General features: G+C 32.5%; 15 protein-coding genes. All 15 read left to right on the top strand.

Annotation, left to right across the window (positions count from 1 at the left end; translation table 11 throughout):
- Positions 1-13: 13 nt before the first annotated feature.
- The 15 genes from IMX26_RS13245 (at position 14) to IMX26_RS13315 (ending at position 14,851) form a co-directional block, all read left to right on the top strand.
- A complete protein-coding gene (locus IMX26_RS13245; protein ID WP_195158864.1) occupies positions 14-727 on the top strand; it encodes a hypothetical protein in 714 nt (237 codons plus the stop codon).
- Between the two features lie 8 nt (positions 728-735).
- Positions 736-1,143 (top strand): hypothetical protein, encoded by a 408-nt coding sequence (locus IMX26_RS13250; RefSeq protein ID WP_195158865.1) that lies wholly within the window; start codon positions 736-738, stop codon positions 1,141-1,143.
- Positions 1,144-1,306: 163 nt separating this feature from the next.
- Entirely contained in the window at positions 1,307-1,756 is a 450-nt protein-coding gene (locus IMX26_RS13255) for a phage holin family protein (RefSeq protein WP_243259150.1), read from the top strand.
- Positions 1,749-2,471, top strand: a complete 723-nt coding sequence (locus IMX26_RS13260; RefSeq protein ID WP_195158866.1) for an N-acetylmuramoyl-L-alanine amidase — start codon at positions 1,749-1,751, stop codon at positions 2,469-2,471. Before IMX26_RS13255 ends, IMX26_RS13260 begins: the two co-directional genes overlap by 8 nt.
- 272 nt (positions 2,472-2,743) lie before the next feature.
- Positions 2,744-3,361 carry a hypothetical protein gene (locus IMX26_RS13265; protein ID WP_195158867.1) on the top strand — a complete coding sequence of 206 codons (618 nt, stop codon included), beginning with the start codon at positions 2,744-2,746 and terminating at the stop codon, positions 3,359-3,361.
- A 17-nt stretch (positions 3,362-3,378) separates the two neighbouring features.
- Entirely contained in the window at positions 3,379-4,167 is a 789-nt protein-coding gene (locus tag IMX26_RS13270; RefSeq protein WP_195158868.1) for a phage holin family protein, read from the top strand.
- Positions 4,168-4,338: 171 nt separating this feature from the next.
- Complete coding sequence (locus tag IMX26_RS13275; RefSeq protein ID WP_195158869.1) at positions 4,339-5,247, top strand: PIN domain-containing protein; 909 nt, start codon at positions 4,339-4,341, stop codon at positions 5,245-5,247.
- A gap of 188 nt (positions 5,248-5,435) precedes the next feature.
- Positions 5,436-5,795, top strand: coding sequence for a hypothetical protein (locus IMX26_RS13280; RefSeq protein WP_207729285.1), 360 nt, complete (start codon positions 5,436-5,438; stop codon positions 5,793-5,795).
- A gap of 2 nt (positions 5,796-5,797) precedes the next feature.
- Positions 5,798-6,718: a hypothetical protein gene (locus tag IMX26_RS13285; RefSeq protein WP_195158871.1), complete on the top strand. Its 921-nt coding sequence runs from the start codon at positions 5,798-5,800 to the stop codon at positions 6,716-6,718.
- 126 nt (positions 6,719-6,844) lie between these two features.
- Entirely contained in the window at positions 6,845-7,606 is a 762-nt protein-coding gene (locus IMX26_RS13290; RefSeq protein ID WP_195158872.1) for a hypothetical protein, read from the top strand.
- A gap of 15 nt (positions 7,607-7,621) precedes the next feature.
- A complete protein-coding gene (locus IMX26_RS13295) occupies positions 7,622-7,828 on the top strand; it encodes a hypothetical protein (protein WP_195158873.1) in 207 nt (68 codons plus the stop codon).
- Complete coding sequence (locus IMX26_RS13300; RefSeq protein WP_195158874.1) at positions 7,813-8,256, top strand: DUF4320 family protein; 444 nt, start codon at positions 7,813-7,815, stop codon at positions 8,254-8,256. Before IMX26_RS13295 ends, IMX26_RS13300 begins: the two co-directional genes overlap by 16 nt.
- On the top strand, positions 8,234-8,698 hold the full coding sequence (locus IMX26_RS13305) for a hypothetical protein (protein ID WP_195158875.1): 465 nt from the start codon (positions 8,234-8,236) through the stop codon (positions 8,696-8,698). Before IMX26_RS13300 ends, IMX26_RS13305 begins: the two co-directional genes overlap by 23 nt.
- 18 nt (positions 8,699-8,716) lie before the next feature.
- Positions 8,717-10,123: an S-layer homology domain-containing protein gene (locus tag IMX26_RS13310; RefSeq protein ID WP_195158876.1), complete on the top strand. Its 1,407-nt coding sequence runs from the start codon at positions 8,717-8,719 to the stop codon at positions 10,121-10,123.
- Positions 10,124-10,141: 18 nt separating this feature from the next.
- The gene (locus IMX26_RS13315; protein ID WP_195158877.1) at positions 10,142-14,851 is read left to right on the top strand and encodes a hypothetical protein; all 4,710 of its coding nucleotides are present in this window, start codon (positions 10,142-10,144) and stop codon (positions 14,849-14,851) included.
- Positions 14,852-14,860: the final 9 nt, after the last annotated feature.

Raw genomic sequence — 14,860 nt, forward strand, 5'->3', positions numbered from 1 at the left:
CAAGCTAACATTAGTGCCAGGCACGACAGATACTTATGATTTCACTCTAATTGAGGGCGATGTGACCCAAGGGGGAACAGCAGCAAGCCCTGCAAATATGCAAAAGATTGAACAGGGTATAACAGATGCTCATGAGCATATAGCATTAACTAATAATCCTCATAATGTAACTGCTGAACAAATAGGATTAGACTCTATGGTATCAACTACAGGTGAAGTAGACAAGATTGTTAAAACTAACCCTGATGGTGATATTGCAGCGGGTCGATATTTAAAAGTTAGCAGTAATTATATAAGGTTTAATAATAATGTTTTAGAGGTAAGTTCTGATGGAACTATTTGGAAAGGAGTAGGAGCATCTGTGTATAATAAATTTAATGTAATTAATTTTGAAGCAAGTTCATTACCTACAGCATTAACAACCATTGCAAGCTTTACAGGAAGCGGAATTATTAGAGAGATAGTGGCAACTAATACCTCTCAAATAAGTGGAGCATATAATATTTATTATTCAATCGATGGAGGGGTAGAGCAACAGATAAGTAGACCAACTGCTACTAATTATGCGCTAGGAAAAGGATTAGCAGGTTCCACTTCATTTAATGGAGTTCATGGTTACGATTTGCCCGTTAATTTAACTTTTAATTCTTCGTTCACGGTTAGAGCAAATGCTACAGGTTCAAATGTAAATTCGTTTAGTTCTAGTGTAAAATATAATTATGAGTAGGTGAAAATGTGTTAAAAATAATAGAAAATGAAATATTAATTGGTACAGATGACAATGCATACGTACATTATGGGTTTGTGACTAAAAAAGACGTATCGGTTGAAGGTAGCGTTATTAAAGTTAAATCACTAGAATTTAGCTTAGAGAATAAGCAGTATGAGGTTAACGTAAGTGATAATAGTGTAATTGGTTATGTATTAAATGATACAAATAAAATTGGTGAATTTACAGAGGGTGTATTTACAGTAGATACAACTAATTTAACTGATATCAAATTAGAACTTGAAGGTGTGATTAAATATCTTAAGACTGAGAATGACACCTGGGTAGAATATACACCAGAACCACCTAAAAGTGAGATAGATAAACTTAAAAATCAAGTAGATCAATTGGCACTCGCAATTCTAACAATCTAGGGGGATAATATAATGTACGAAGTATTACAACGACTATCAGCAAAAGGATTATTAACTGAAGCCATGAAACAAAAAGCCATATCACTTAACTGGATAACTGAACAAGAGGCTCAAACGCTCTAAATGAGTGTTTTTTTAATTTAAATAATATTGAGGTGTTAAGATGAAAACTTTTTTAATGCAAGTATTTAAGAACGCTGATAGCCCAGCTATGTGGCTAGTTACAATTGCTGGAGGAGCATTCACAAGCTTAATTGGTGGGTATGACTCAATGGTAAAGATACTACTAATATTCATAGCTTTAGATTATATTAGCGGTATGATAGCTTCTATAATAGAGCATAAGCTTAGCAGTAAGGTTGGCTTTAAAGGTGTAGCTAAAAAAGTATTAATATTGATGTTGGTAGTGATAGGGCACCAGGTTGATATACTTTTAGGATTTACAATTTTAAGGAGTGCAATTATTTCATTCTATATAGCTAATGAAATAATATCAATCTTAGAGAACGTTAACCGCATGGGCTTAGAGACACCGAAAATCTTAAATATGATAATTGAGCTTTTACAAAAGAATGCAAACCCACCATTACCGGAGAATAAAGACAATGATTAAAATAGCACTAGATCCAGGACACGGCCTTGATAGCAAGAATGGTGGCCAAGGAATGACAGAGTACGAGTTTAATTCTGCCGTTGCCGGTTATGCTCAAAAGTTACTTACCGAAGCTGGCTATGAGGTTGTACTAACCCAACCACTACATGCTAATACAGTAAGTCTATCTGAGCGTTTAAATATTGCTATTAAGAACGATGTTGACCTACTTATTAGTATTCATGCTGATTATAATAAAAGCCCTAATCCACGTGGTTTTTGGGGCTTTTATTGGCATGAAAGTGAGAAGGGTAAACAGTTTGCTGAGATATGGGAGAGACACGCAACAAAGCATTTTCCACATCCAGCCAGAGGTCTTAGAGAATGCAATCTTGGGAAGTGGCCAAACTTCTATATGACACGTGAAACTCATAGGGCTGGTATACCAGCTATTTTAATTGAACATGGATTTATGTCTAACCCGGAAGATTTGAAAATATTAAAATCTGATAGCTTTAGGCAAATAGCAGCAATTACTATAGTAGATGCTGTTAATGAAATGTTTGGAGTACAAGTTGATTGGCGAGTGGAGATTGGTAAAAATGCATTAAATGAGTTAGTGGATAGAGGGTTAGTAGCAAATCCGGAGCAGATTGAAAACTTATATAAACCTCTACCTGCGTGGTTTCAACTTGAAATGTTTAATAGAATAGTAAAACTTAGTGAGTCATCTTAATTGATGGCTCTTTTTTTATTTTAAAGTATTTATATGCTTTGAAGTAATGGAGTATGAAAATAATAATTAAGTAACTCTAAGAGATTCCACCTTAGCGGGTGGCTCTTTTTTTGGTTTGCTGAAGAGAGGATTTTATTTACTATTTTTATAAAATACTATAATAGGTTATCTTTTGTACATAAAAAGGTCTTGTAAAATATTCCAATATAATGTAATCTTAAATTGGTATATGTACATATTATAAATTGAAAGTTTACTTGTGAGGTGCTGGAATGAATACATTAGTGCCAAAGATGGTATCTATTAGTCTAGAGTTATCAGATATAGATCTAAAAAGCATAGAGAAGTGTATAAGTAAGTTAAAAGAAGAGTATGGTTTTGAATCAGTTGAGCTAAACGAAGATAATATAGTGATGGAAAAAGGATCACCAGTAAGTAAGGTAGCTATTACAAAAGAGAAGATGCAATTTTTAATCTTTTTATATTACATAAATGATGATAAAGATAATGATAAATTAATTTTAGTGTCAAAATTTTTAGAAACCATTAATTATAAAATAGAATCAGCCCAATTTAGTAGTCTTAATAAAATAGAGTTAGTATATTTTGATGAGTTAGAAAATTTGACTGGATTTGATAACCACAAATACTTTGATGAAATTAATAAATTAACTATAACTATTAATGGAAAGAATAATAATAACGATCTAAAAACAGAAATCGGTATAGGTGAAAGTTATGTATTCTATTCAATCAGCAATAAATTAAAAAAAAGTTTACAGGATAGGAATGAATTGAATAGTTTACTTATTAGTAAAAAAGAACTACTTAATGAAGAATTCAATAAGTTGTGGAATGGGAATATCCAGAAATTTATATCTAGTTTTTAGAAGGGAAAATTTTACTTATGTCGAAACACGCTATGTTGTATAAAGTTTATAGTACTAAAGCTCTAGCAAATAAGAATGAAGCGGAAATAAAAGAATCATTAATTTATGATATTGAAAATTGTATGAATAATTCAAGACTACTATATCAGGCGATGTTTGACATGCCAGATATAGTAAAAAAGCAAATTGAAGAAGAATCATTAGGAGTTTTAGAAAAAGCTCAAGAATACCTAGAGCTAACTCGAAAAGAAGTAATCGTAAGTAAATCTGAAAGAAGTGTCTACAATAATCCTTTTGGGAGTATAATGAAGTATATACCTAAAAAGGCGGGATTTATTATGAGTGGTATTTTTTCTGATATTCCTTACATGTCAGTTGGAGAGATGGAAGACTCATTAAAATCTATTACTAGGTTAACTCCTTTAAAATGCTTTTTTGTAACAGTATTAACCACTTTAACTATGGCATTTAATGGCTTCCCTATTGCTGTTAGATCTTTAATCGGTCTTTCAATAATTACCTTTATAACAAGAGTAATGAAAGCATTTCGTTTAGGGGAGGATAAAGCTGTAGCAACAGGGAATGCAGTAGTAAAACTCGTTTGGACATACTTGTTACTGTGTGCGTTTTTTATCTTATCTCCTGTTATTTCTGAAGATTATTTGCCAAAAGGTACTCTTTTTATTATTGGGAATTATGTGCTTATTTATAATGAGGTTCAATGTATAGTTGGGTGTGCCAATAAAATGGGACTGTATGTTCCTGAAGTATTAAAGAAAATTGGAAAAAAAGATGTTGAGTTATAGTTAAAGACCAGCAAAGCCAATCAGCTAAGCTGCTCTTGAGGTTGAATATGATTTTATTAAATATCTTCTGTCATAAATGTATTAAGAGCTTAGGCTCTTTTTTGTTATATGCAGGATTTGGAAGTTTGGTGTGTAATAGATATGTAAGAAATATTTAGGGAGGTAGCAATATTGAAGTATATTCTGCTAGATACAAATTTATATTTAGATTTGGTCTCAAACAGATCTGTAAGTATCAACAAAAAGTGCAAAGATATTTTGCTTAAATTGTTACAACATGATAACTGTAAGTTAGTTATACCCGAAGTTGTAATACATGAATTTGTAAGAAATGTTGATTCAATACTAAGTATAGCTAAGGATAATTTAGGTAGCACTAGAGAACTATTAAAGAGTTGTTATTGGGTAGAATATTCTAGCTATCCTATTAATACATATGAGCAAGAAATAGACGGTATTAAAAAGTATCTGAAAAAGCTTAAAGTTTTATTAGTTAATGAATTTGATGATATAGAGAATAAAATGAAACAATGGTTTAGAGTTAATATTTTTAAGAATGCAAATTCTATTACGGTAAGAACCAATGATTTACTTACTAAAAAGGTAATGATGAGAAGAATGCATAAATTACCCCCATTCCACAAGAAGCAAACGGAATTCGGTGATGGATTGATATTAGAAACTATTTTAAACATTAAAGAACTAATACCAGAGTTTGATAAAAGGGATAAGTTGTACTTTATAACTAGAAATTACTCAGATTTTTGTGACAGTGATAATAAGGAAAAACTTCATAATCGCATTATAGATAGTATTAGTTTGGCTGGCTTAAATGATAATATAGTTTATTCTCCTTATTTTTATAAGACTGTAAAAGATGTTTTTGGTATCGAAATTGCCGAGGTGGAAAAATTAGAAGAAGAGATGGCACGACGTGAGGAGGAATATTTATCTGATTTAGCAGCATATGAAGATTATGTTACTGATAAACTTTTTGATTACCCCCATAATGAATATATTATTAATAATATGATAAATAAAGAAAAATTTGGTAAAATGCAAAAGAGTCATCATTCTTAGATGTCTCTTTTTTTTTACCCTTTTTTGCCGACATTTTGCCTACGGTGAATAGGTTTTTCAACAGATATTACAGACTATAATAAATTGTGATAAATTTTTTAACCCTCAAAATATATTGTAATTACAACGTTTTATAGTTGTAGTAAATCACAGGAAATAATAATAAGTTTTTTACTTTAAAGATGTGTATGATGTCTGGCACTAAACTCTCTGAAGAGTTACTTATGAGATTAATTATTAGCGCATTCCCCATTATGGTTTTTAAAGCCCAATTGCCAGATAGCTCTCGCAAATATATGCAAGTATTTGAGGCCTTAAAATTTAATCCTGTTACTAATATTTTAACAGGTAATATGTTATTTCAATATTTGGTTGAGGGTAGAGTGTTAAGTGAAGACAGTTCAAAAATAATAAGAATGATTGGCAAACATCAACAGCTAAATAAAATAAGTAATGATTTGGCTAATAGGCTAATTACAAATGGCTGCGACCTAAAGCTTGTAAAAAAATATGCAAACCCGCAGTGGAATGCTGGAGAGGTAAACTAAAAATGAAGTATATAATATTTTTTACTACATTTGTAGGAATATCTATTTTATTTGGCATATCTATTTCGGATATTATTAAAGAACTAGCCAAAATAAGATGGTCAAAAGCAGTTCAGCTTACAACAACCAGTCACAGTTTAATGATAAATAATTCATCGATTAGTAGGCTTAAAAAGTATCTTTATAAAGTAGAACAAGCACTTTTATCAGCCAACATTAAGCTTAAAGCAGACACCGTAATTCAAATTTCAATTATTCTTTTGTTATTTGGAGTAGGCTTAGGAATGTACTTTGGCAATTTATTGTTGGCTATTGTACTAGGCTTAGGGTTCTTTTTTTTACCCTACCAGTTTATTCAATACCTGCAATACAGATATCTAAAAGCACTAAATGATAGCATTAATTTAGGATTGTCTTTGGTAACTAATACCTATGTGCAAATTGAGGATTTAGTAAGCTCTATTAAGCAAAATGTAATGAGAGTAAATGAGCCCTTAAAGCAAGTATTGCTCGAATTTATTACAGATATAGAAATGATAAACCCTGATATAAACAAAGCAATTTTTAATATGAGAGCCAAAATAAACAATAAATACTTTTATAGGTGGTGTGATATTTTAATTCAGTGCCAAGATGATCGAGACCTCAGAAATGTCTTGCCCGCTATTATTACAGAAATGGCTGATGTAAGAAAACACCAAGCAGAGTACGACACAAAGATTTATGCTGTATATAAAGACTATTTTAGTGTTTTACTGCTAACCTTAGTCAGTTTTCCGTTACTTAGAGTCTTGAATACAAATTGGTATAACATTTTAATGAACACCCCTTTAGGTAAAATAATAGTTGCTATAACCATAACAATAATGTTTATTAGCTCTTATTATGTATTAAAATTAAGTAAGCCAATAAGCATTTTATAGGGAGTGATTTAGATAACAATACTACTAAAAATAATTATCTTCTTTACAATTGCTTTTGGATTTTATAGTCTCTTAACATTTGTAATTGTAACAACCGAAAGCCGAGCAGTTAAAATGATAAAGCTAATGAAAGCCAAAGATGAAAGAAGCCTGTTTACAAAGTATGTAGAATATTTAGCTAAATATTTAAGTAAGTATATTTACTTAGAGAAGTTTACAGCTCAAAAACTGCAAAAAGACCTCGAAAAAGTAGGCTATAAAAATAAAACCTGCCAGCAATATGTAGCAGAAATTATTGTAATTGCTTTTACTTTTGTGGCTCTTACTCTAGGCATATGGATTTTAGGACTCTACATTGTAAGCATAGGCTGTGGCTTAGTTGGCTTAGCCTTTACGATAAATAAAGGCTATGAATTACCTGAAAAAATTACTGAAATCAATAGCCAAATTGAGTTTGAGCTACCTCAATTTATTAGGTCTTTTTCCCAGGCCTTAGAGGGCGAAAAAGATATTATTAAAATATTGGAAAAGTATCGACAAATTTGTGGACAAGCATTTAGTTATGACCTAGACGTATTAATAACTGATTTAAAAACAGGTAACATGGAAGAGGCGCTTTACAAGTTTGATGAAAGGCTTAATATTCCAATAGTCACTTCTTTTGTTTCTGGCTTAATAGGTACTGCTAAGGGAATTGATCAAAAGGTATTCTTTTACATACTAGAGAGAGACATAAAAATGTTATCTCTTAAAAACCTAAACAAAGCCCTAGAAAAAAGGCCTAACAAAATTAAAATTGCAACTACAGGCATCGCAATAAGCTTTATAGTAATACTAACGTATCCCTTAATAATTAATATAATAACAAGCTTAAAATTCTTAGAATAAATAAGGAGAAAGTAAATGAAACCAATAAATTTTATAAAAAAATGGATAGCTAGTTTCTGCAATAGAGGTGGGGTTTTTGCTGAAACTGTAATGAAAATTGGTTTAGTAGTTATAGTTGGTGGTTTAGTATTAGTGGTATTAAAAACAGCAATTCCTGATTTATTCACTAAGCTAATTTTAAAAATAAAGACAACCTTAGAGATAACATGCATACTTTATTAAAGCTTAAATCAGATCAACGAGGTGGTTTGTATATCTCCGATTTATTTAAAATTGTAATTGCTTTAAGCCTTATAATGTCATTTATTTATTTGCCAAAACCATTTATTCAGTATATAAAGTTAACCCATATGTGTGAAACAATTGTGCACAGTATTGAAAGCAATGGTGCTGTTAATGAACATGTAGAGAGTTTAATTAAGGATCTTAAAGATGCCTATAATATTGAACCAATTATTAATATAGAGGGGCCATTTAAAGATGTAAATGGTGAGAGACGAATACAGCTTAAAAACCAATTTTCAGTGCAGGTAAGTGATACAGTTAAGCTAGTTATTTATCGGCCTACTTTTACCAATAGTATTGTAATTAATCTTCCTATAAGTAAAAAGATGATAGGAGTAGGACATGTCTATTGGAAAATCTTTTAATAAAAAAAACAACGCTGGCTTTATGTATCTGCAGTTAATACTTATTATAGGTATTTTTGTGGTTTTAGTACTAGAAATTTATCGGGACTATGAGCTACATAGAACTGTACAAAATACTATGCAACGTTTAGTGAATATGTCAGTAAGCATAGCTATCTCAGAAGATACCAGAGAAGACTTTGCCGTAATAAATGAAGCAAAGGCTAAAGAAGTTTTTAATACCTTATTGATAACAGAGCTTGGTTTAAATGCTGATAATAGTTTTGGTGATGATTATCGCCTTAATATCACTAGTTTTATTATAGTTAAACAGCCTCCTACAATAGAGGTAAAGGGAGAGATTATCGCAAGCCCATTTTTATTGCAACAAAGCATAGTTAAAAATGTAAAAGTTAAGCTACCGTTTAAAGCAAAGTCACGTACTCAACATATAGGCTATTGAGGTAATAAAGGAGAACTTATGAAAAGAATTAAAGCAATAGTTATACTAATTGTTATGTTAACAACTGGGTTTTTTAACACTAATATTACATATGCAGAAAAGCAGTTTTCAGATATAAGCGGCCATTGGGCAAAACAATCTATTATAGATTTAAACAAATACGGCATGATCAGTGGCTATTCCGATGGTACATTTAAACCAGATGCCACAGTAAGTAGGGCAGAACTAATTGCTTGGCTAACTAGAATAATGAAACATAAAATGGGTGAAGAAAAATACCAAGTTTCTTCAACAAAACATGATACAACATTATATAAATTAAGCGTTCCTATGAGTCTGCAGAGTTACTATGAGGACTATGCAAAGTTAAGTTTGCCAAACGGTTATTGGGCGAAACAAGCCATAGAAGAGGGTAAGTGGCTAGGTATATTACCATACATGGGTATAGGGCAAAAGAAGCTGTATTTAAACAAAGAGGACTATTACCAGCCTATAACCAGGGGTGAAGTAGCCTACTGTGTTACGAGAGCTGCCAGATACTTTAAGGACGAGTTCCCCGAGGCAAATAGACTCTTTTTTAGCTATATCTACGATAAAGTAAAAGATATTCACAATAGTTGGGAGTACCCTCTACAGTGTCAAATTGCCTATATACAGGGGTTTTTTGGGGGTTATGGAGATAATACCTTTAAGCCAGAAAAGCCAATTACGAGAGCTGAAACCACAACCGTTTTGATGAAGCTATTAGAGCCAAATAGAGCCAATCCCTTTAGGCTTGAAGATAAATCAATTCAGTTAGAACATTTATACTATATGCCGACCTGGGAGAATGGTAGCACTATAGCCACTATGAAGCCAGATAAACCAATGACGCTATATGCCCCTTACTACAGGCTAGAAGATAAGGTGGTTTATGAGGTCTTTGAGTTAGCTAAAATAATGGAGAAGGCTTCCGCTGAAATGCATAACTATGCTGAAGGTGGATATAGAAGGTTTTCGTATAATAATAAAAATGGAATGTTATCAATTAGTTTTTCTGAAAGTTATGAAGATTACAAATTTGCATTGGATAACAATGAATATCTAAAAGACACAGTATTTGGTGATTTTAGTATGGACATGGGGTATTTAAGAAATAGTCCAATAAGAGATAACAGAGATAACATGAATGGCTGTATTTATGAGTTTAAGTTAAACCCCCATTGGCAGATGTTAAAAAAGTATCACTGGGATACTATTAAAGAACTCTGCGAGTTCCTATTTGCAAAAGAAGCAGATGTATTATTGAATAAGATTATTGAACATAGCAAAAAATCCTCATCTGAGTTTACAACAGACTATTTTTACCTTAATAACAGAAAGGTGATATTTAAAGTAGGTTCTGATGGTATTTTAGTTATTAATATCGAAATTAAACAAGTATAATTAAATTGGAGAAATAGCATGAGAAAAAAAATAACAGTACTATTAGTACTTGTTTTATTAATAAATGCTCTCACGCCAAGAGTGGTAATAGGTGCCAGTAATAACCCTAATGTATATCAAGGCATATCTGCTCAAATAAGCTATAGCTCTATTCAAGAAGAGTTGCCCATAGGTATATCCCAGTATAACGCTAAAAACATGCCAATTAATACAGAGCTATGGCAAGATAAACACCTAGTAGTTTACGGAGACTATAGCACGGTTAACTATGGATCAGCCAACGTTAAGTACTACCACGAAGATGACCCCAATAACTTAGAGTCCTATTACTTTAGGGATAGTGAGGGTAAGAAGTGTGAGTATCGCTATTTAGGTTATACACGAGAGGGTAATAAATTCCCAAACCCTAAGTTCCCAGCAGATTACCGTACAGATATTCCCCCAGAGGATATAACTTGGTACTCCTACCCTTGGAGGTTGGGAAAGCATTATATGAGAGAAATTAGTTATACAAATAAAGAAGTAATAGCATATAAGTCTAATAGTAATAAAGCAATAGAGTATATAAATAATTCCTTAGATTGGTATATAAATAGAGCTATTGATGGACGTAATAATCAAAAATTAAAATCAAATGAAATTATGGGATTAGAAAAATTTTATTTTTTCAACGTAGACTCGCCACCTTCGGCATTACACCCAGGACGAGGCAGAATGATAAATCATTCCTACTCACGTAATAAAGACTATTACTGGACGTTTAGTATTCCAGCTGTAAAGGGTAAAAACCAAACCCCAATAGAGGCAAGATGTACCATACTAAATAAGAATGAATTAGTTTACGATACTGGAGAGCAAAAAAAGATTGCAAAAGTAGAGGTTATAGGATTACTAAAAGACGAAGAGTTTTACGATAATGTTTCCTATGGAATGTATAGTGGTAAAGAAGTAGATGCTTATGAGCGTTCAGTAAACTATTGTAGAGAAGATATTAAAGAATGGAATATTACCCTTAACACCCCGGGTGGACAAGCCTTAAAGGCTATTAAAAAAAGCAACAATGGTATCAATGGTGTTAAAAATGTTTTTTACGTGGAGCTTAGTAGAGACTTAGTGGATTCGGGTACAGTAGAGTTCCATGCTTCATTGTTTATAGATTATAAGACCAAAGAAAAAAGTAATACAGCAACAGCTATGGATAATGCCGATATTACAGCCAAAGCAAGCCTTTTTTCTTATTTTGAGATTACTAACATAATAGAAAAACAAGGTTATTCGGCTTCTGCGCTTAACTATCAAGACGCTTCGGTAGGAGATATAGCTAAATATGAATGGACAATTGTAAACATGACCACTTTAGAGCAACATAGCTTTAATTACCCCATTGCAATAACAAGCAATGTGGAAAAAGAGATATTTAACTTTACTAATCCCTACATTCAAGCTAATGAAGCAGACTGTAGCTTTGAAGTAACACAAACAGTCTCTAATGATAAGGGAATGAGTAATAGCTATAAACAAACAATTAACTTTACCCGAAGTTTAGAGCCACCTGCTATTGTAGTACCAGATTGTAGTATCCCCAAAAAGGCAATTGATATGGTAGCGTTTAAACCCTCAGATAATACAGATTTAAGCGAAGCTATGAGTAAGAGTGTTACTGTAGATGGTAGAGAGGTGGATTACAATAGATTTTTTTCAGGAAACTATACCTTTTGCGAAACAATTGGTCTGTTAGGTGCAAACGACAAGCTCGTGAAGGTTAGTGTTAATTATCAAAGTATAGATAATCAAGAGAGTCATTTTACAACTTGGGTTTATGTGTACACTAGTAAACCACGCTTGGATTATAGTATTTCTGGCACTACTAAAGTAAATAGAAAAATAGAGCTGACTAATGTATCGGAGTCTTGTAATGATGACTATGTTTTAAACAAGTACCCCATTAGCTATAGTTGGCAAATAGAAGCCCTTGAGGGCGATATGGCAGACCTAAAAATGCGAGCAGGCTACACCAATAATGTAAATAAAAAAGTATTTCTAACTAAAAAAGAGGGGCTGTATCGCTTTACCCTTAAAGGCAATAACGGCTTGCGAGATGGTGACCCCTATTCAATAGATATACCTATTTATAAAGACTATAATCCAGCAGTTATCTTTAATGTTTGGAATAATGTATTGGCTCGTAATGAACAGCTCCATATTACGGTAGAGGCTGTCAGCTTAGATGATGATATTATTACCACTCAAAGCCTTAAAATACTCTATGATAAAGACGAAGATGGAGAGTTTGAAACAGAGCTTAAGAGCTATGATAATGCCAAAAATTACGATGGATATATCCCTACAGAATTAGGCAGTTATCAAATGGTTTATGAGGTACATGAGGATTTTGGACAGGATACCTTGTTAGAGTTTATTAAACCAGAAGATGAACGATTTACTATCGAAAAACGGGAGTTTCATGTTGAAAACTTAAGCCCTATGACCAAGATGTATGTAGATATCCCTTTAGAATTTCCAGAAGCAGATATTTATATTTTAACTGACCCCAACTTAAACCTTAACAAAATTGGCGAGGTTAAGGGTAAACGTATAGATATAGTTAATAATTTAAGACAGAGTAGCATTGTACCAGAGGTTAATATTTGGGATTTACATACCTATGTTTATTCTCAAGAGGTAACTAGAACAAGAAACACGGGTGGTAGTTACCCTTCATCAAGCATTAGCTATAGCAATAATGGCTATAGTGGTACGTTACATAAGTACCGAACGGTAAACGATGATTACAAGGTGGATAGAGGTAAGTATGTAACTAAAACGGATAGTAAAACTGCTACTGGTTCAATCAGCTCAACAGCATGGTCGGAATACGATGCCGATGGCAATTTGGTAGATTCCTATTCCCCAGGTACATATTCCATTAGCTACAACTCAGGTGGTTATAGTGGTACTCTTTATAAAACAAGTGTTAAAAAACTTGGATCTAAAACTGTAAAGCATAGTGATGGTTCAAAAACACAGTATCAATATTATAGAGGTTATTATAGTGGCACTGTAACCAAAACCTATGAGGTATGGGTTGCAAAATGGGTAAGCTATGACGATTACACAGGATACTATCGTGGAACAGTTTATAAACATGTAAAACAACCCTTTAACGATATCTTTAGAGACACCAGTGAGAAATACATAATCTATATTGCCGATGGGAGCATTACCGGTAACAGTGACTTAAGTATGCTTAAAAATAGAAGCGATAGTAAGATTATTTATTCCAGTTCAGTAGCTAACAAGAATAATGTTCAGCATGACTTTTTTATTGAATATACAGGCAATGTAGATTCAATCTTAGCTGAAGCCCTAGAGATAATTAAAAATGAAAATCCCTATGAGCTTCAGTATACCTTACTGCTAAATAATAGTTTAAATATTAAGTTTGCTGATATTGATGCTGAAAATGACCCACTAGACAAACTAACATACCAGGTTGTACATGACCCAAATGTTTTTGATAACAACACAGGTATAGCTAGTTTTGCCAATAGTAGTTATAGTGATGGTAACTATCAGGAGATAAGTAAATCTAACCTAGACCTTAACTTTACTAAAAAAGGTAAGTACCTAGTTTATAGAAAGATTACAGATAAACCTATTGATCATGAAAACAAAGGTTTGCATTCCAATGAGCCTAAATTAGAGGTTTTAGTACATGAAAAGCCCATAGCAGACTTTGATTTACAATGGCTATATAACTACAACACCCAAGTCTACGACACTACTTGGTTAGACAAAAGCTACGATCCAGATTTTCAATTTAGCAGAGCAGATAAAGGCATTATTGACCGTAAAATAAGGTTTAGAAAAGTAGGTAAACCTTGGTCTTATAAAATACCTGAGACCTTAGATGTTGGTAGTTATCAGCTAGAGTATCGTGTAAAAGATGTGTTTGCAGTATGGAGTGATGTAAAGTCCTTTAACTTTAGCTTACAAGCAAACCCACCTGTAGAGGTTGAATATACCATTAACTATGTTTGTAATAATGAGGTGTTTTATAGCGAGACCATAACAGAAATAATGCAAGGAATACCTAGCAAAACTAAAACCTTTTATGCCAGAGATTTTAATCCACTATATAAATTAGCAGATGCTCACTCAAAGATTGCTAGGGTAAGTTACCAACGTCCTAAAACAACTATTGAGTTTAACTATAACTTTGTAGCAACAACTGAGGCAAAAATAAACATAACACTTAGTGGCAAAAGGCTGAGACCTGGCAATATTATTGCCAGTGGTTACGGAATAAATATAAATGCTTTAGCTAATATTACGGTAGGCTATAACAAAAACTTGCTCAGTGGCACACCCCAAATGCAGGTCATTTGGCTTGAAAACAAACCCTATGAGTGGACCTACAATAATATCTACCAGGTGGCTAATAACTATTCTATGGAATGGATTAGTGGCCCTATAGATAGCTGTGAGTTTACGTTAGAGCCCAATAACGATAGCAATATTAAGGCCCGTAAAATCTATAGCCCTGTTGAATTAACAGATGGAGAATATGACTGTATTGTTAAATTTTACGGAGTGAAATATCCCACATGGTATATTAATAGTAAGGGTAATGTAATTAGGGGTGAGGATTTAGAATTAACCTATCAAGAGACATTTATAATTACAATAGATGGTAGTATGTATGATGATATTAATGTGATTTCATAATGCATGCAG

This window comes from Clostridium sp. 'deep sea', assembly GCF_014931565.1.
Taxonomy (GTDB): Bacteria; Bacillota; UBA994; order PWPR01; family PWPR01.